The 17,865-nt window shown below is 66.6% G+C and carries 18 protein-coding genes; 14 read left to right on the forward strand and 4 right to left on the reverse strand.

All coding sequences use genetic code 11. The features are described 5' to 3' along the window. Positions 1-5: 5 nt before the first annotated feature. On the forward strand, positions 6-1,043 hold the full coding sequence (locus DES52_RS05920) for a M48 family metallopeptidase (protein ID WP_110885884.1): 1,038 nt from the start codon (positions 6-8) through the stop codon (positions 1,041-1,043). A 45-nt stretch (positions 1,044-1,088) separates the two neighbouring features. Beyond that, positions 1,089-2,099, forward strand: a complete 1,011-nt coding sequence (locus DES52_RS05925) for a peptidylprolyl isomerase (protein ID WP_110885885.1) — start codon at positions 1,089-1,091, stop codon at positions 2,097-2,099. 66 nt (positions 2,100-2,165) lie between these two features. On the opposite strand, the gene DES52_RS05930 is transcribed toward DES52_RS05925, so the two are convergent. Beyond that, positions 2,166-2,855 carry a response regulator transcription factor gene (locus DES52_RS05930; protein ID WP_110885886.1) on the reverse strand — a complete coding sequence of 230 codons (690 nt, stop codon included), beginning with the start codon at positions 2,853-2,855 and terminating at the stop codon, positions 2,166-2,168. Positions 2,856-2,988: 133 nt separating this feature from the next. Here DES52_RS05930 and DES52_RS05935 point away from each other — a divergent pair, with 133 nt between their 5' ends. After that, the gene (locus DES52_RS05935; protein ID WP_110885887.1) at positions 2,989-3,576 is read left to right on the forward strand and encodes a TetR family transcriptional regulator; all 588 of its coding nucleotides are present in this window, start codon (positions 2,989-2,991) and stop codon (positions 3,574-3,576) included. Here DES52_RS05935 and DES52_RS05940 read toward each other — a convergent pair. Then, entirely contained in the window at positions 3,535-4,293 is a 759-nt protein-coding gene (locus tag DES52_RS05940; RefSeq protein WP_110886133.1) for a helical backbone metal receptor, read from the reverse strand. The two genes, DES52_RS05935 and DES52_RS05940, sit on opposite strands and share 42 nt — an antisense overlap. A 107-nt stretch (positions 4,294-4,400) precedes the next feature. On the opposite strand from DES52_RS05940, the gene DES52_RS05945 reads away from it, so the two are divergent. The 6 genes from DES52_RS05945 to DES52_RS05970 all read left to right on the forward strand — a co-directional run bounded on the left by DES52_RS05945 (position 4,401) and on the right by DES52_RS05970 (position 10,128). After that, complete coding sequence (locus DES52_RS05945; RefSeq protein ID WP_110885888.1) at positions 4,401-4,613, forward strand: hypothetical protein; 213 nt, start codon at positions 4,401-4,403, stop codon at positions 4,611-4,613. Between the two features lie 8 nt (positions 4,614-4,621). Further along, a complete protein-coding gene (locus tag DES52_RS05950; RefSeq protein WP_110885889.1) occupies positions 4,622-5,326 on the forward strand; it encodes an alpha/beta fold hydrolase in 705 nt (234 codons plus the stop codon). Positions 5,327-5,405: 79 nt separating this feature from the next. Then, complete coding sequence (locus tag DES52_RS05955) at positions 5,406-6,173, forward strand: c-type cytochrome (protein ID WP_110885890.1); 768 nt, start codon at positions 5,406-5,408, stop codon at positions 6,171-6,173. 86 nt (positions 6,174-6,259) lie between these two features. After that, entirely contained in the window at positions 6,260-7,885 is a 1,626-nt protein-coding gene (sppA, locus tag DES52_RS05960; protein ID WP_245900756.1) for a signal peptide peptidase SppA, read from the forward strand. Positions 7,886-7,949: 64 nt separating this feature from the next. Further along, positions 7,950-8,402: a MarR family winged helix-turn-helix transcriptional regulator gene (locus DES52_RS05965; RefSeq protein WP_110885891.1), complete on the forward strand. Its 453-nt coding sequence runs from the start codon at positions 7,950-7,952 to the stop codon at positions 8,400-8,402. A gap of 46 nt (positions 8,403-8,448) precedes the next feature. Beyond that, a complete protein-coding gene (locus DES52_RS05970; protein ID WP_110885892.1) occupies positions 8,449-10,128 on the forward strand; it encodes a VOC family protein in 1,680 nt (559 codons plus the stop codon). Between the two features lie 78 nt (positions 10,129-10,206). Here DES52_RS05970 and DES52_RS05975 read toward each other — a convergent pair whose 3' ends face one another. Beyond that, a complete protein-coding gene (locus DES52_RS05975; RefSeq protein ID WP_110885893.1) occupies positions 10,207-13,119 on the reverse strand; it encodes an insulinase family protein in 2,913 nt (970 codons plus the stop codon). A 127-nt stretch (positions 13,120-13,246) separates the two neighbouring features. Between DES52_RS05975 and DES52_RS05980 the strand changes: the two genes are divergently transcribed. Genes DES52_RS05980 through DES52_RS05995 form a run of 4 tightly spaced genes read left to right on the forward strand, consistent with a single transcriptional unit; the run spans position 13,247 to position 16,227 of the window. Beyond that, positions 13,247-14,767: a putative Ig domain-containing protein gene (locus DES52_RS05980; RefSeq protein ID WP_110885894.1), complete on the forward strand. Its 1,521-nt coding sequence runs from the start codon at positions 13,247-13,249 to the stop codon at positions 14,765-14,767. Then, complete coding sequence (locus DES52_RS05985; protein ID WP_110885895.1) at positions 14,767-14,976, forward strand: RNA-binding S4 domain-containing protein; 210 nt, start codon at positions 14,767-14,769, stop codon at positions 14,974-14,976. The genes DES52_RS05980 and DES52_RS05985 overlap by 1 nt, the downstream gene beginning before the upstream one ends. Before the next feature lies 1 nt (position 14,977). Continuing rightward, positions 14,978-15,496 carry a DUF1684 domain-containing protein gene (locus tag DES52_RS05990; RefSeq protein ID WP_110885896.1) on the forward strand — a complete coding sequence of 173 codons (519 nt, stop codon included), beginning with the start codon at positions 14,978-14,980 and terminating at the stop codon, positions 15,494-15,496. Positions 15,497-15,504: 8 nt separating this feature from the next. Beyond that, positions 15,505-16,227 carry a DUF1175 family protein gene (locus DES52_RS05995; protein ID WP_170130918.1) on the forward strand — a complete coding sequence of 241 codons (723 nt, stop codon included), beginning with the start codon at positions 15,505-15,507 and terminating at the stop codon, positions 16,225-16,227. 3 nt (positions 16,228-16,230) lie between these two features. Here DES52_RS05995 and sdaAB read toward each other — a convergent pair whose 3' ends face one another. Continuing rightward, entirely contained in the window at positions 16,231-16,893 is a 663-nt protein-coding gene (gene sdaAB / locus DES52_RS06000) for an L-serine ammonia-lyase, iron-sulfur-dependent subunit beta (protein ID WP_110885898.1), read from the reverse strand. Between the two features lie 107 nt (positions 16,894-17,000). Between sdaAB and DES52_RS06005 the strand changes: the two genes are divergently transcribed. Then, entirely contained in the window at positions 17,001-17,861 is an 861-nt protein-coding gene (locus tag DES52_RS06005; protein ID WP_110885899.1) for an alpha/beta hydrolase, read from the forward strand. Positions 17,862-17,865: the final 4 nt, after the last annotated feature.

Below are 17,865 nucleotides of genomic sequence, written 5' to 3' on the forward strand. Positions count from 1 at the left end.
CCGCGATGCACGGAGTCTACTTCGACGGCCGAACGTCCAAAGCGCACGAGGCGACGGCGAGCGTGGAGTCCGACACCTTCGTGGTGCGCCTCGACGACGCCGAGGGAAGCGAGCGCCGTTTCGCGTGGAAGGACGTCGTGATCGAGCCCGCCATGGGCCGCGTTCGACGCGCGTTCGTGCTGCGGGACGCGCAACGCTTCGAGACGAGCGACTTCGGTGCGGTGGAGGCGCTCGAAGCGACGCTGGGACGCAACCGTGGGCTGACGTTCGTGCACCGCGTGGAAAGCCGCTGGCACCTCGTGCTGCTGAGCGTCGCCGTGTTCGTCGTGGTCACCTTCGCGATCTGGCGATACGGCTTACCGATCCTCGCGGGCGTCGCCGCGTCCCTCACGCCGCCCGGCGCGATGGCCGTGATGGACCGTCAAGCGGCGCGTCTGCTCGACGAGCAACTGTTCGAGCCGACGAACCTGCCAGCCGACACGCGAAGGCGCGTTCGCGCCGATTTCCGGCGAGTCGTGGCTGACCTCGGTGGCGCGTACCCCTACCGCTTGGAGTTTCGCGACGGCGGCGAGCTCGGCGCGAACGCGCTCGCGCTTCCTCACGGCACGATCTACGTCACCGACCAACTCGTGAAGCTCGCCAAGAACGACCGCGAACTCGAAGGCGTCCTCGCGCACGAAGCGGGCCACGTCATTCGTCGCCACGCCATGAAGGGCGTGTACCAAAGCGTCGGGCTGTTCGTGCTGCTGAGCGCCGTCATGGGCGACGTCGGCACGGCCTCCACGATCGCCGCGACGATACCGACCGTGCTCGTCAACAGCGGCTACTCGCGCGAGATGGAAAGCGACGCCGACGACGTCGGAGGTCGCTACCTCCTCGCGCGGTACCGCACGACGAAGCCTTTGCAAGACCTTTTGACGCGGCTCAGCGAGGCGCGCGGCTCGAAGGGCGGGGACTTCACGATCCTCGATTCGCATCCCGATCTGGAGCGCCGCTTGAAGCGACTGCGCGCGTTGCAGCGAGACGCTCAACGCCAACCTTAGAAGACGCGCAGATTCGTCCGAGGTCCGTACGCTAGAGTGTTGGTCATGCACCGAATGCTGCTCACGCTCGCCCTCGCGGCGACGACCGCGCTGGCGCAAACCGCGCCGCAGACGCCCGCCGCTCCGACCGCGCCCGCCGACCCGAACACCGTCGTCGCGCGCGTCGGCGACGAAACGATCACCCTCGGCGAGTACGAACGGCAATACCGCATCTACGTCGGCCGCATCGTCAATCAGCAGGGCGTGCCGTTCAGCGAGGACGTGCTGTCGTTCTTCGCGCAGTACCGCACGGACATTCTCAATCAGCTCGTGCGCTCGCGCGGCCTCGTGCAACTCGCCAACGCCGCGGGGCTTCAATCGGACGCGACCAAAGTCGACGCGACGATTGCGGAGAACAAGCAGGAGTTCGGAAGCGACGAGGAATTCACGGACGCCTTGCAGCAATCGGGCTACCCGGACGAGGCGGCTTTCCGTCAAGCCGTCACGGAAGGATTGCTCACGGGCGCGTTCGTGGACTCCTTGCGCGAACGCTTCAAGTTCGGTCCCGCCGTTTTGCGGGCGTACTACGTGACGCACAAGGCCGACTACACCAAAACCGCGCAGGCGTGCGTCAAGCACATCCTCGTCGCCGACGAGGCCGCCGCCAAGACCGTGCGTGACCGCCTCGCGGGCGGCGAGGAGTTCGCGAAGATCGCCTCGGAAGTGTCGCAAGATCCGGGCAGCAAGGACGAAGGCGGCGACCTCGGTTGCTTCGAACAAGGCCAGACGGTGCCCGAGTTCGATCAAGCCGCGTTCACGGGGCCGCTCAACACGCTGCAGCAAGTCACGACCCAGTTCGGCGTGCACGTTTTGCAAGTGTCTCAGCGCACGTCGGGCGGCGTCGCGTCGTTCGAGGAAGCCGAGCCCGACATTCGCAACACCCTCGCGAACCTCGCAGCGGAAAAGTACTTGGACGCGAAGCTCAAGGGCGTCAAGATCGAGACGTTCGCGGACGTCGTAGCGGCGCCCGCAGCGCCAACCGATCCTGCCGCCCCCGCTCAACCGAAACAACCTTGACCGAACGAAGAGAGGAGCGGCGAAACCATCGCCGCTCCTCTCTTCGTTCTTGGCACACTCGCTCGGTCAGGCGAGCAACGCTTCGTCTCTCGGAGAGCTCAGGCCGTAGCCGAGACCGCGCACGGTGCGCAGCATCGTCGGAGCGCCCGCCTCGGCCATCTTGAGGCGGATGTTCGAGACGTGCACGTCCACGACGTTGCTGTACTTCGGCAAAGGCTTGTCCCACAGCCGCGACTGGATTTCCTCGCGGCTGTACACGCGGCCCGGCGTGCGGGCGAGCAGCAGCAGCAAGTCGAACTCGCGCGGCGTGAGCGAAAGCTCGATGTCGTGAATGCACGCGCGCCGCGCGGCGACGCTCAGCGTGAGGGCTCCGAGACGCACGACCTCGTCGTGCGTCTTGCGCAAGACGCGCTTCACGCGCGCGAGCAGTTCCTCCTCGTAGAACGGCTTGACGACGTAGTCGTTCGCGCCGCGCTCCAGCAAGCGCACTTTCACGTTGGTGTCGCAGTGGGCGCTCAGCACGACGATGGGCACTTGGGACGACGACCGCAGGCGCGTCACGATGTCCTCACCGCTGAAGTCGGGCAGACCGAGGTCGAGGACGATGAGGTCGGGCGCTTCCTCTCGCGCGGACAGGAGCGCGTGCACGCCGTCGTGCGCGAGGCTCACGTCGAAGCCGGCGTCCGAGAACGTCTGCGCCACGAGGGTCGCGACGTCGAGGTCGTCTTCGACAATCAAAATACGTCCGCTCGTCATGACGTCAGGGTAACGAAGGTGGAACCTTGGTTCCATTCCGATTTTATCGAGTCTTTCTTCATTTCCCGGACAGCTCGGCGGCTTTCTCAAGCGGGCTTGGGCGTTCCTGACGGCTTGCTTTATGCTGGGCCGCATGGCTCGCACCGTGAATCCCGTTCGCGAGAAGCAGCGTCGCGCGGAACTCACGAAGGCCGCGTACCTGGCGTTGTACCAGCACGGCTACGCGCACGTCACCCTCAGCGACATCGCCAAGGCCGCCGGCGTCAGCAAAGGCACGCTGGTGTACTACTTCGGCAGCAAGGAAAAGCTGTTCGAAGCCGTCTTGCGGCGCTTCGTCCGCACGATCACCCTCAGCACGCGCCGAGCACTACGCAAGGCGGGCAGCGTGGACGACAAGCTCGTCGTGTTCGTCGAGAACCAATTTTACGGCCTTTCGAACACGCGGCGTTTCTACACGGTGTACCTGGACTTCCTCTCGGCGTCCACGAAGGACGACCGGCTGAGGGCCGTCACGCGCGCCTTCTTCGAGGAGTCGCGCTCGCTCGACCTCGAACTCGCCCGCCTCGTCGAAGGTGACGCCGAGACGCGCGCTTGGCAGTTGCGCGCCCTCGTCGACGGGCTGTCGATTCGTTTTCTCTACGACAAGGACGCCAACATCGACGTGTACCGCCGCACCTGCCTAGCGGGCATTCGCGCCGTCCTCAACCTCGGAAAGGAGTGACGAGAGCGCCCGAAATCCCTCCACGAGGCGGGGTCCGGGGCGCCCCAGGGCCGACTCCGGAATGCACGCGACGCGCATGCCCAGGCCGCGCTTCTCGGCGACGTCGGGCCGCAACTTCTTCGCGCCGCACCACGACAGCACCAGGAGGTCGGGCTTGGCGTCTCGCACGTCTTCCAAGGTGACCACGGCGGAGCGGGCATCGACGTGCTCGAAGGCGTTGCGGGCGCCGAGCAAGGTCAGCATGTCGGTGATCCAGCTGTCGCGCGTTGCCACGATCAAAGGCTTGGGCCACCACTCCACGACGACGCTCGGCGGCCGAGCGAAGACGCGCCGAGCCGACGCGGCCTCCGCTCGCAGTTCGGCCACGACCGCCTCGGCCCGCGCCGTCACGCCGAGCGCCTCGCCGACCACGCGAATGTCTCGCAGCACGCCGCTCCACGACGTCGCGTCGAGGACGAGTTGCGGGAGTCCCGCCTGATCGACGGCCGCGACGACGCGCTCCATTCCCGGCACGCTGAGGCTCGACAACACCAAGTCGGGCCGAGCGGCGACGAGTTCGTCGATGTCGATGTCGAGGTCGGGCCCGAGGCGCGGTACGTTCGCGACTTCCGGCGCGTCCGAGTGCGAATCGGCAGCGACGATGCGGTCGGCGAGGCCGAGGGCCATGAGGATCTCCGTGTTCGAGCAGGTCAAGCTCGCGATGCGCGAAGCGGTCATCAGCAACACTCTACGCCACGTCACGCAGCCCTCGGCGAGCGGCCCCCGACGTTCGCGCCGATTCACTTGTCATCGTGGCGTCATCGTTCGCGCCGTAGGCTCGCTTCATGGACGCCTTGATTGACGTGTGCATTCGCTTGTTCGGGTATCTGCTGTTCAACTTCTTTGGAGTCGGGCTCGTATGTCTGCTCACGGCCATGTACGGCGCGGGCATCGATTGGCCCGGTCTCGTCGACGCGGCGTTGTTGCTCGGAGCGGCCTCGTGCTGGTTCGTGTCAGGGCGAGGCCGCGTTCGGCTGTGGCGGGAATCGGCGAGGTAAGCTGAGCCATGGCCGATTCCGCCGCCCCGCTCGTCGTGCTTCACGGCGCCTTGCAGTCTCGCGCGGCCCTCGCGCCGCTGCTCGCGGTCCTCGAAGGGCGCGCCGACGCGATCGACTTGACCTTGGCCGGACACGGCGGGCGCGACATTCCCGACGAGTTGACGACGAGCGGACTCGCGCGCGACGTCCTGGAGCAACTCGACGCGGCGAGCGTGCGGAACGCGCACTTCTACGGCTACAGCCTCGGCGGCTACGTCGCGCTTTACCTCGCGCGGCACTTTCCCGACCGCGTGCGCAGCGTGTTCGCGCACGCGACGAAGCTCGCTTGGACGCCGGACGTCGCCGAGCGGGAAGCGGCCTCGCTCGACCCCGACGCTTTGACGGCCCGGGCGCCGAAGTTCGCGGCGGCGCTCGAACGGACGCACGCTCCGCGAGATTGGCGAGTCCTCTCGGCGAAATTCGCGGCGTTGATGCGCCGACTCGGCGAGCAGCCCGACTTGACGCACGAAGACTTCGGAGCGATGTCGTGCCCCGTCTTGTTCGCCGTCGGTGACCGAGACGCGCTGGTCTCGATCGCCGAGACGATCGACGCTTACCGAGCGGTGAGCGCGGGACGGCTGTCGGTGATGCCGGGCGTGCCGCACGCGCTGAGCGCCTCGCTGGCGCCTCGAGTGGCGTTCGAACTCGAGCAATTCTTGCGTGAAGTGTCGTGACGCCGGACCTTCGGACTTCTTGAATTTCCTCTTACGGTGGGCGTCATCGGGCTCGCGCGAGCTGTGATAGCCTTCTCACATGCGGACGTTTGCAGTTTCGATGACGGCTCTCATGGCGCTGCTGCTCGGCGGCGGGTTGTACGCGTATCACATCGGGACGGCGAAGCCGGCCGAGGTGACGGACACGACGAACGAGACGAGCGTGCCCAACGGTGAGAACAACGACGCCACGGGCAACACGACGGACACCAACCAAGGCGAGGCTTCGCCGCAACAAGGCGGAAGCGCCGACCGCGGGGTGTTGAACTCCACGGCGAACGCCGGGCGAGGCGGCGTGCAAGGCCGCGCGAGCAACGAAGGGTCGGGGTCGGTCGACGGCGAGCAGAAGGAGACGGGCGAGCAAGGCCAAGCGGCGCCCGACAATCGCGGCGACATGACCGAGGGCCAAGGCACCGTGCCGCAGGCGAACCGGACCGTGGAAAGCACGGAGTCGCAAAACCAGGCGCAAGGGCGCGTCGGTTCGGATACGGCGCAAGCGAACTCGGGGCTGACGCAAGCGGCGGGCAACGTCGGTCAAGGCAAGACGTACTACGAAAGCAACTGCCAAGGTTGCCACGGCGAAAAAGGTCAAGGCGTCGTCGGCCCGAGGCTCGTAGGGCCGGACGCGCCGTCCTCGTGGGACGTCGGAAAGTTGCGCAAGGTCCTCGTGCAGTACATCGATCCGGACAGCAACCAGCCGCTGCAACCGCCGATGCCCAACTACAGCCAGACGAACCTCATTCCGAAGGGCGGTCCGGCGTCGGACGCGGACGTCGCCGACATCCTCGCGTACCTCAAGACGCTCTGAAGGCGAGCGTGAGAAGCGGGCGGCCTCATGCCGCCCGTTTTTCATGGGCGCGCAACTTCCCGAAATCTCGCGGCGTATCTTGTGGCATGGCCGACATGCGCACCTCCCCCATCGCCGACTTGTTGAGCGACACTCTGAACTTGCCGACGCCCGAGAAGCTTCCGACCGGCCTGAAGTTCCCGACGTGGGTGATTTTGGACGTCGCGGGCAAGTACCCGTCGAGGGCGCCGAGCAATCCCCTTCAACAGCTCGTCACGCGGGCCGACACGCTGGAGAGCTTCGACAAGAAGATCGACGCGCTCGTGGGCGCGCCGTGGCTGCACGGCGTCCTCGTGCGCTTCGGCGACCTCGAGGTGGGAGGCGCGACCGCGTGGCACATGAGGCGCAGCTTGCAGCGTTTGTCGAAGGAGAAGCGGACCGTGGCGTACGCGACGCGTCTCGACATGCTCACCTTGCTCGTCGCGAGCGGCTCGGGCGAGCTCACTCTGCCCGAGAGCGCGGACATCGACGTGACGGGCTTCACGACGGAAATCACGTTCCTCGGCGCGTTTCTGCACAAGCACGGCGTCGCGTTCGACGTGAGCCGCGTCAAGGAGTACAAGAGCGCCTTGTCGCCCCTCGCTCAAGATCGCATGGACGACTTCGACCGTTCGCAACGTGAGGAACTGCTCGCGTCGTTCGAGGCGGAGTGGGTGCGCGACGTTGCCGAGGCGCGCGGCGTGTCGGGAGACGAGGTGCTGTCGTGGCTGGCGCGGGGCGTGGCGTCGGCGAACGAGGCGAAGGCGCTCGGCATGATCGACCGCGTCGCGTACGAGGACGAGCTCATCGGGCCGGGCACGCGTCCGTTCTCGAGCGTCGCGATGGCGCTCAAGCCCAAGAAGACGAGCGGCAAAGGCCGAGTGGCCGTCGTGAGCGTCGTGGGCACGATCGTGCCGGGCAAGAGCCGCAACAATCCGTTGCCGCTCTTCGGAGGAGTGCAGGCGGGCTCGGACTCGGTGGTCGCCGCGATTCGGCGCGCGAAGAAGGACGCCAGCACGAAGGCGATCGTGCTGTACGTGGATTCGCCCGGCGGTTCGCCGCTCGCGGCGGATTTGATGTGGCGCGAACTCAGCACGTGCGACAAGCCCGTCGTGGCCGTCATGGGAAACGTCGCGGCGAGCGCGGGGTACTACATTCCGGTGGCGGCGAAGCGAATCGTGGCGGCGCCGAACACCATCACGGGCTCGATCGGCGTGATCGCGGGCAAGCCCGTGTTGGAGGAGTTCAACGAGCGCCAGGGATTTCGACCCGAGCGCGTGACGCGCAGCGCCTTTCCGGGACTGTACAGCGCGTCGTCGAGTTGGACGGAGCGCGAACGCGACTTCATCGACCGTTCGATCTTGGAGATCTACGACCGCTTCGTGGACCGCGTCGCTCAAGGGCGCGGCCTGTCGCACGAGCGCGTCAACGAAGTTGGGCGAGGGCGCGTGTGGACCGGCGCGGACGCCGTGAAGATCGGTCTCGTGGACGAGCTGGGCGATCTTCGGACGGGCATCGAGCGGGCGTGCGAACTCGCGGGCTTGTCATACGACGCGCCCGTGTGGAGCGCCGACCCGAGGCGGTCGTTCGAGCTTCCAGAAGTGCCGAAGGACGCGGCGGCGTTGCTCGTCCCGTCGATTCTGCTGCGCGAACGGGCGTTGATGATGCTCGACGCGTCGTACCAAATACGGTAGGCGAGCGGGGCGGGCCAATGGGAATCGCCTGCCCCGGCTCGCGCCTCCCCTACAATCGAGCATCATGCCGACGCACTGGGAAGGATCGACAGAGGAACGAATCGCGCTCGACGCGTACATCAAGCTGTGGCGGGCGTCGCAGTCGGTGGAGTCGCGAGCGAATCGGCACCTCGGCGACCACGACCTCACGCTCAGTCAGTTCAGCGTGCTCGAAGCGCTGCTGTTCCTCGGGCCGATGACGCAGCGCAAGCTCGCCGATAAAATCTTGCGAACGAGCGGAAACCTCACGATGGTGATCGACAACTTGGAGCGTTCGGGCTTCGTTCGGCGCGAGCGCAACGAGAAGGATCGGCGTGAGGTGATCGTGCGCCTCACCGACGAGGGGCGGGCGAAGGTGGAGAACCTCATGGACGAGCACGTCAAGGGAATCGTGGAGGTATTTTCCGCCTTGAGCGAGGACGAGCAGGTGGTGCTCGCTCGGCTGTGCAAGAAGCTCGGCGTGGGCGGCGCGACGTGAAGCGCAAAGCACAGATCGTTTAACGTTGAACGATTAGGATGACGATATGAACGAAGCGACCAAGACTCCCGTGCAAGGTTTGCATCACATCACCGCGATGGCGTCCGATCCTCAGCGCAACATCGATTTCTTCGTGCGTCTGCTCGGCCAACGCCTCGTGAAGCTCACCGTCAACTTCGACGATCCGGGCACCTACCACCTCTACTACGGAGACGAAGTCGGCAGCCCCGGCACGATCATGACGTACTTTCCCTGGCCGAACGCCAAGCGAGGCGAGCGTGGAAACGGCGAAGCCGTCGCCTTCGCCTACGGCATTCGCGCCAACGCCCTCGGCGGATGGAAGGCGCGCCTGTCCGAACTCAACCTCGACTACGCCGAAGTCACGCGGTTCGGCCGCTCGGTCTTGAGCTTCACCGACCCCGACGGGCTCGGCGTGGAACTTATCGCGGAAGACGGCGCCGACGAGCCTCGCCCGTGGCCGCGCAACCCCGTACCCGACGCCCTTCGCCTGCGAGGCTTTCACTCCGTCACCCTGTGGGTGGACGACGTGCGGTCGACCCGCGAGCTTCTCGTCGGCCACCTCGGCTTCGCCGAGGTCGGCAGCGAACCCGACCCCGAAGGCCCGAGGTACCGCTTCAAGGGAGACTCGGACGGCGTCGGATTGTACGTGGACGCCGTCGAGCGGCCCGGACGGCCTACCGCCTCGTTCGGCGCGGGCAGCATCCACCACGTCGCCCTTCGCACCCGCGACGACGCCGAGCAAGCCGTGTACCTGCGCGACCTGCGCGCCGCCCGGTACAACGTCACGCCCGTCCAAGACCGCCAGTACTTCCACTCCATCTACTTCCGCGACGCCTCCGGCGTCCTCTTCGAGATCGCCACGGACGCGCCGGGCTTCGCCTACGACGAACCTGTCGACGAGCTCGGCAGCCACCTCAAGCTTCCCGACTGGTTCGAAGGCAAGCGCGCCGCCATCGAAGCGCACGTTCCGACCATCACCTCTCCCGAGTACAACTTGCAAATCGGCGCGCAAGGCAAGGCGAGCGCCGCCGCCCCAAGCGCTTCGGGCGAGCGCAAGGCCACCGGCCCGCACGCCGACAGTCCCGTCTACGGCGCGGGTCGGCCTCTCGAACAAGCCCGCCTCGCCGTCGTCCTCGTTCACGGACGTGGAGGCAGCGCGCGCGACATCTTGGGCCTCGAAAGCGAATTCGGTTTGTCCGCGTACACCTACCTCGCGCCCGAAGCCAGCGGCAACACCTGGTATCCCCTTTCCTTCCTGGCGCCCATCGAGCGCAACGAGCCTCACCTCACGAGCGCCCTCTCGAAGCTCGACGACGTCTTCGCGCACCTCCGGGAAGCCGGAATTTCGGCCGAGCGCGTCGTACTGGGCGGCTTCTCGCAAGGCGCGTGCCTCGCCCTCGAGTACGCGGCGCGCAACGCCAAACGGTACGGCGCCGTCTTCGGATACTCCGGCGGTTTGATCGGACCGGACGGAACGCCGCGCGACTACACGGGCACGTTCGAAGGCACGCCCGTGTTCCTGGGATGCAGCAACGTCGATCCGCACATTCCAGTCGGGCGCGTGAAGGAGACGGCGAGCGTACTTCAGCAAATGGGCGCGAACGTGGACGCCAGAATCTACCCGGGCATGGCGCACACGATCAACGCGGAGGAGATTCAAGCGGTGAGGGCGTTGATGCACGCCTTGGCATCACAGCTGTCCTGAAGGGCGAACCGCCAAACGAAGGCGATGTGACGCGAGGTCGCGTCACATCGCCTTCGAGAACGCCTTGGTCGGCCTCTTTTAGATGCGCGCCACCTCGTACACCACCCCGAGGTCGGCCGTCTCGGGATTCGGGTCCTTCCCCGTCACCGTTCCGTACGCCGCGTTCTCTTCTCGCAGGTACGTGTCGAAGACGCGCCGCACGTCCTCCAGGGTCACGTCGAGCAACCGCGCCTTGAACGCCTCCTGCTTGTCGGGCGTGTATCCGGCGAGGTCCCCGAAGAACCGCAACCGCGCGATCGTGTCCGGACTCGTGAGCGGATCGAGGTTGGAAGACGCGCTCAAAATCGCTTCCTTGAGGTCGTCGGCGCTGATCGTGCCGCCGTGAACGAAGTCACGCGCGCCTCGGTAGACTTCCAAGGTGCGCCGGGTGTGCGGATCACGGTACGAGAGCATCGTGAACAAGCCGCCCTGGGCGTTGTACGTGGCGAAGCCGCCGTACGCCCCGCCCTTCTCGCGCAATTCCCTCAGAAGGTACTTGCTGGCGAGCAAGGTGGACAACGCCAACAGGGCGGGACCGTCCGGATGCGAGTACGGAACCGTCCTGTACGCGACGGCGTGATACGACACGGGCACGTCCGTGGTGCGCGCTTGAGGCGTGCGCGCGCGAAGCTCGGGGCGAAGGAGTCCCGTCGCGGCGCCCGTGAGGGGCGCGAGGACGGGCGTGAGGTCGAGTTGAAGGTCTTCCTTCTGCCCGGTGAGCAGGACGCGCGCGCGCGCGGACTTCAAGGCCTCGGTGATAGTTTCGAACTGCCGCAGCACGCTCGGCGCGCCTTGCTCGTCGGTGAGCTGCTTGAGGCGCGCGAGGGCCGTGAGGCCGTCTTGTCGCTCGGCGAGGGCGGCGGCCGGGGAAAGTTGGGCGGTGGCGAGGCCGCGCGCGTAAACGTGACCGGCCGAGACGACGCCCGCCTCCATCCCCGAGCGTTGTTGACGCAGAAGCTGCGAGAGGCGCTCCTCGTCGAACTTCGGGTCGGTCAGGAGGTCGCCGAGAATCGCGACGAGCTCGGCCGCGTTGCGCGACAGGGCCTTGCCCGAAAACGTCAGGCTGGCGCGCAAGTCGCCGAGGTCGTCGGGACCGGTGCCGATGCTGGTGGACGCGCCGACGCCGCCCGTGTGCGCTTCGATGCGCCGCGCGAGGCCGACGTAGTCGAGGCTCCCGGCGCCGCTGCGCGTGACGGCGTACGCGTAGAGCGGCAGCACGTCGAGTTGCTCGGGCGTGAGGTGCGGCACGCCGAGTTGCACGTCGAGGTACACCAAGCCGGACGTGGGCTGCGCGGAACGTCCGACCGTCACGCCGGGCTTGATGTCGTCGGCGTCGTACTCGGTGCGGGGAACCGTGCGGGGAATGTCGGCGAGCTCGAGGGTCGGCAGCACGGACGTGTCGTCCTCGGCTTCTTGCAAGCGCGCGAGTTCCACGGCTTCGCCCACGACGCGCGCCTTGTCCTCGTCGGTGAAGTCGCGGCTCATCTCGGCAATGCGCGCGCGCTCGTCGGCCTCCGTCCGCTCGGCGAGGGCGGGCTCGGGAACAAGCGTGAGACGCACGCGGTGCGGATTGACGAGAAGCTCGTCGCGAATCATGCGCTCGAAGAAGTCTCCGGCTTGCCGCTCGCGCTGCAAGCGTGACAAGTCCTCGCCGAGTTTCAAGAAGCGCAAGGGATCGCCGCCGAACTGCCAAGTGGTGGCGAAGCGGAAGAAGAGCTTGAGCGAGTACGGCCAGCCCGCGTTCGAGACTTCCTTGCGCGACAATTCGAGTTGATGAATGGCGGCGTCGACGAGATCGGCGGGAATGCCTTCGTCGGCGATCGCGCGCAGCGTTTCCACGACGAGCTCTTCGACTTGTTCGGCCTTGTCGGCGGACAAGCCCTTGAGGCCCGCCGAGAACGCGCCTTCGCGGAAGTCCTCGTGGTAGCCGGTGCCGTCGGCGGTGGCGCTTCCGAGACCCGATTCGATCAAGGCGCGGCGCAGCGGCGCGGCCGGATTGCCGAGCAGGACGTCGGCGAGGACGTTCCAGCGCAGGACGTCGAAGCTCTCGTGGCTCGGCGAAACTTTCCACGCCACGAGGCTCTGGGCGCCCTTCTCGGTGTCACTGCTGGCGTACGGCAAGTCGAGGGTGCGCGGCTCGGCGAAGTTCGCTTGGTCGGGAATGGACACGTCGAGGTCGAGCGTCTCGAACTGAGACATCACCTGCGCCTCGATGGGCTCCAAGAAGCGCTCGATCGGCAAGTTGCCGTACGTGTAGAAGTACGCGTTGCTGGGATGGTAGTGGCGAGCGTGGAAGGCACGCAGACCTTCCCACGTGAGGTTGGGAATGTCGCGCGGCTCACCGCCGGAATTGTTCGCGTAGGTAAGGTCGGGGTAGAGCGCCTTGCCAAGCGCGCGGTACATTTGCGACGACGCGGACGCCATGGCGCCCTTCATCTCGTTGTACACCACCCCTTGCAGCTTGAGTTCGCTCGCGGAGTCGTCGATCGTAGCGTACTCGAGGCGCCACGCTTCGCGCAAGAAGGTCTCCTTGCGCATCAAGGGAAAGAAGGCGGCGTCGAGGTACACGCCGAGCAGATTGAAGAAGTCCTTCTCGTTGCGGGTGCTGAACGGATACGCCGTGTGGTCGGACCACGTCAGGGCGTTCATGAAGGTGTTGAGCGAGCGCGGCAGCATCGAGAAGAACGGGTCTTTTACCGGGTAGTGCTTCGAGCCCGCCAAGACGATGTGCTCCAAGATGTGCGCGACGCCGGTAGAGTCGCTCGGCACGGTCGGGAAGGACACGCAAAATGTCAGGTTGTCGTCGTCGCGCGAGATGTGCACGTGCCGAGCTCCGAGGTCGTGACGCAATTCGTAGAAGGTCGCGTCGATGTCCGGCAGGGTCTGAATGCGCTGCACGGTGTATCGCCCGAGGCGCGCCCCGGGCGCGAGGGTCGTCAAGGTGGTGTTCACGAGCGAATTCTACTCGTGGGCGGCAAAGGACACTGCGACTTTCGTGAACGCGACGCCGAGCCGAAGGACGCGTCTTCCCACACGTTTTCTTCAGATTCGATTCGCCTGAATGTGCTTTCATACCCGTATGTCCCACTCGGTCGCGCCTGCCCGCTTCTTCCTCACGTTGCTGCTCGGGGCGTCGCTCGCCTCGTGCGGCACCAACTCCACGTTCGGGTCGGGAACGACGAGCAGCAAGGAGATTTTGAGCTTTCGAAGCTCGACGCTGCCCGACGCCTACGCGAACGAGCCGTATTCGACGACGGTGGCCTTGTCGGGCGGCGTGAATCCGTACAGCGTCCGCGTCACGAACGGGACGTTGCCGCCCGGCGTGCGCCTCAGCGGCACCGCCCTGACCGGCACGCCGACGCAGACGGGCCGCTACGAGTTCACGTTGGAGGCGGCCGACGCGACGTTATCGACGAAGTCGCAGACGCTCACGATCAACGTGGCGACCCTCCCGCCCGTGGCGTTGACGCCGATCCTCGGGGCGAGCAGCGCGGCGAACACGACCTTTCGTAGCGACACGCGCGTTCCGCTGCGCGTGACCGCTCCGCGCGGCGCGCGGGCGATGCGGTTGTCGTGGCGTCTGCCGAGCGGCGTCGAGGTGGCGCGGGTACAGCCCGGCGACGGCACGCCTCTGCTGCTGTGGAAGCAAAGCCCGGGGCTCCTCACGGTCGTCCTCGGCTTTCCGAAAGAGCCGGTGAGCGGAGCGAACGTCGCGGTCGTGTCCCTGCGCTTCGCGGGCCCGACGCAACTCGACGGAACGCAGGTGGGGCTCGAAGCGCGCGACGCGACGGGCAAGAAGATCGTCGAGACGGCCCTGCCCGCCCCCAAGCCGCCCGCGAGCGCGACGCCCTCGGGAAGCGCCACGCCGACCACGTCGCCCTCGACCACCCCGGCCGCGAACGCCTCGACGCCCGCGGCGGCGCCGAGCTTGCCCTCGCCGAACGCGCCAGTTTCCAATCCGACGAAGGTGCCCGACACGACGAGCGCGCCGGGCGACGCGCCGAGTGCCACGGCCCCCGCCACTCCTCCCGCAGAGGGCGCGGCCGAAGCGACGCCGCCCTCCGAGCAAGCCGCGTCCACGCCCGGCGCCACGCCTCCCGCGTCGACGCCGACTTCCACGCCGTCGTCGACGTCCGCTTCGAACGAGCCGTCGCCGCCAAGCACTTCCGCGCAAACGGGCACGGCGGATGCGGCGCCCGCGTCGACGGCCTCGGCGCCCGAAAGCGAGAAAGCCACCGGCGATACGTCGGCGCAAACGCCGCCGACCTCCCCGGCGACCTCTCCCACCGAGGCGACGCAGCCGACCGCACCGTCCACGGCGTCTCCCGTCACGCCTCCCACCGAGTCGGCGGCGCAATCCTCGGGAACGAACGGCGACGCTCCTGCGTCCGGCGCCACCTCCACCCCCACGACCACGCCGACCGCCACGCCCACGCCCACCGCTCCGACACCTCCGGCGGGCCCCGACCTCGGAGACTTCGCCATCTTGGCCGTGAACTACGGGCGCACCGGACAGAATTTGCCGGGTGACCTCAACAAGGACGGCAAGGTGGACGCGGCGGACGTGCGGCTCTTCTCGGAGCGCTATCCTCTGCCTTGATGAGCGACTCAGCGACGAACTCGGACACGATCGACTTGCAAGACTGGATGAAGCTCGAAGGCTTGGTGGAGACGGGCGGCGAGGCGAAGTTCGTGATTCAAGACGGACAGGTGCTGCTCAACGGCGAAGTGGAGACGCGCCGCCGCCGCAAGGTGCGTCGCGGAGACGTCGTGGAATTTCGCGAGCGCACCTTCAGAGTGGAGTTTTGACATGGACGACGTGACGACCGAGTTGCTCGACCATCGTCGGCGCAAGGACGTGTTTTTTCGAGGGCCGAACTCTCCCCTGCCGCCCGAGGAGCGTTCGGGCTTCGCGGGCTTGGCGTACTTCGAGCCGAACGCCGCTTACCGTATCTTCGCTTCGATCGTGCCGAGCGACGGGGAAGTCGTGGAGCTCGCCACGACGACGGGCGAGGCGCGTCACTTCATCCGTTACGGCACGGTGACCTTCGACGTGCCCGAGGGTACGGGCACGTTGACATTGTTCGCACCGTTCGGAGACGACGCGCCGACGCAGGTGTTCGTTCCCTTCAGGGACGCGACGAGCGGCGCCGAGACGTACGAGACGGGCCGTTACGTGGAAGGGCACGTCCACGGGGACATGGCCACGCTGGACTTCAACTTCGCGTATTTTCCGTACTGCGCGTACGGCGAAGGATGGAGTTGCCCGATTCCACCGATCGAGAATCGCTTGAGCATCGCGATTCGTGCGGGCGAGCGTTCACGCTGAAGGCGGCCGTGAAGCGGCGGTGGTTGACGCTGGCCCTCGTGTGCCTGCTGGGTGGAAGGGCCGCTTCGGGCGCGCCGTTGGACTCGGACGGTGACGGCTACCCCGACGCGCTGGAGCTCGTCGGGCAAGACCGCGCTTCGTTTTCCGACTGGTTCGCGAGCGTCGCGGAAAGTCAGTTCTACGGTCTCAATCGAGATTGGCCCGAAGGTGATCAGGACTGCTCGGGCCTCGTGCGCTACGCGTTCGTGCAAGCGCTCGTGAATCACGACGACGCGTGGTGGGCGAAGTTTCGCTACCTTCCCAGGCCAACGTCGCCGAAAGTGCGCGCGTACGGCTATCCGGCTCCGCTCGTGTCACGGTCGCTGTTTCGCGTGGCGGCCGGACCTTACCGTACGAGCGACGTGGAGAAGGGACGGATGGTGGGCCGCACGTCCGCGCAGTTTCTGCTGCGCGGCTCGGTGAACTTCGTCTCTCGCAATTGGCGTGACGCGCGGCGCGGAGACTTGCTGTTCTTTTTGCGTCCGAACCTCGGCGCGTACCACACCATGGTCTACCTCGGCGAAGGACGCGTCGTGTACCACACGGGCGCAGCTCCTCGGGAGGGCGGCGAGGTGCGGCTCGTGACCGTCGACACCCTCATGCGTCATCCGGAAGGGGCGTTTCACCCGACGAGCAGCAACCGCAACTTTCTCGGCGTGTACCGATGGAAGATTCTCGGCACGAACTCTTGAAGTTCAGTCCATCACTTTCGGCAGCATCCTCAACCAGCGAATTTCCGGAGCGTGGGCGATGGAGCGAATCGCGTGGTCGGACAGGCGCGTATCGAGTTCGATGGACAGCATCGCCGATCCGCCGCGTTTCTCACGGGTGCACACGAGGGTGGCGATGTTGACGCCGTCCTCGGCGATGAGGGTGGCGACGCGGGCGATCATGCCGACGGCATCTTGATAGCGCAGCAGAAGCGTCGGAGAGGCGCCCGTGAAGTCGGTTTTGAAGCCGTCGACACGCACGACGTGAATGGCGCCGCCCCCCGTGCTGCTCGCGATGACGGACGCGTCGCTTCCGCCTCCGATGAGGTCGATGCGCGCCGTGTTCGGGTGAACGTCTCCGAGGTTGACGTCTTGGAATTCGATGGCGAGGTTCACTCCCTGCGCTTCCTCGAAGGCGCGCGGCAGGCGCGGATCGTCGGGCTGAAAGCCGAGAAGGCCCGCGACGAGGGCGAGGTGCGTGCCGTGTCCGCGGCCCGTCTTGGCGAAGCTCGCGTGTAGCCCGATGCGCGCGGTGCTCGGCGCGTGCCCGAGGACGCTTCGCGCGATGAGGCCGATGCGGCACGCGCCCGCGGTGTGACTGCTCGACGGCCCGATCATCACGGGACCGATCATGTCGAGGAGGCTCATGGGCGCAGTATAGACAATCGCGGAGCGGGCGCGAACAGCGTGGGCACAAGGAAGGCGCAAGGCAAGGCCGCTTCTGTTCATGAACGGGCGCGCCAGACTGACGACGTATGACGTTCGTCGCTCGTCGGTCGCTGCCGATAGTCGTCCTCGCGCTCGGCATGGTAGGGTGCGCTCGCGTGGACCCCCTCGTTCCCCTGAACGCCCTCGCCAACACGTCAGGGCTCGTCGTCGACAAGAATCGAGCGTACGGCTCGGATCCTCGGCAGGTGCTGGACGTGTACGCGCCGCTTCACGCCCGGGGCGCGCCCGTGCTGATCTTCATTCACGGCGGATCGTGGACGGGCGGATCGAAGGACGGATACAAGTTCGTCGGCGAGTCGTTCGCGCGGGCAGGTCTCGTGACGGTCGTGATGTCGTACCGTCTCGCTCCCGTGAATCGCTACCCGTCTTACGTGCAAGACGCGGCGAGCGCGATTCGCTGGACACGCGAGAACGCCGCGCGGTTCGGTGGCGATCCGAACACCCTGTTCGTCTCCGGGCATTCGGCGGGCGGCTTCAACGCCGTGGAAGTCGTGGTGAATCGGCGTTGGCTACAAGAAGTCGACGTTCCCGTGTCGAGCGTGAAGGGCGTGATCGGCATCGCGGGACCGTACAGTTACGACTTCCGTCAGTTCTCCAGCCGCAACGCCTTTCCCAAGGACGCGGCGCCCGAGGACGTCATGCCGTCGTACCACGTTCGCCGCGACGCGCCGCCGCACTTGCTGCTCGTCGCCGAGAAGGACCAGGTGGTCGGTCCCGAGAACGCCGTGCGCATGGAGGCGGCTCTTCGGGCGGCGGGCGTGCCGGTGGAGCGACGCGTGCTTCCCAAGCTCGACCACTACACCATCGTGGGCTCGCTCAGCCGTCGCTTGACGTTCTTGGGCGAAACGCGTCAGGCGGTCTTGGAGTTCGTGAACCGATTGAAGTGACGCG

Source organism: Deinococcus yavapaiensis KR-236 (assembly GCF_003217515.1).
GTDB classification, from domain to species: Bacteria; Deinococcota; Deinococci; order Deinococcales; family Deinococcaceae; genus Deinococcus_A; species Deinococcus_A yavapaiensis.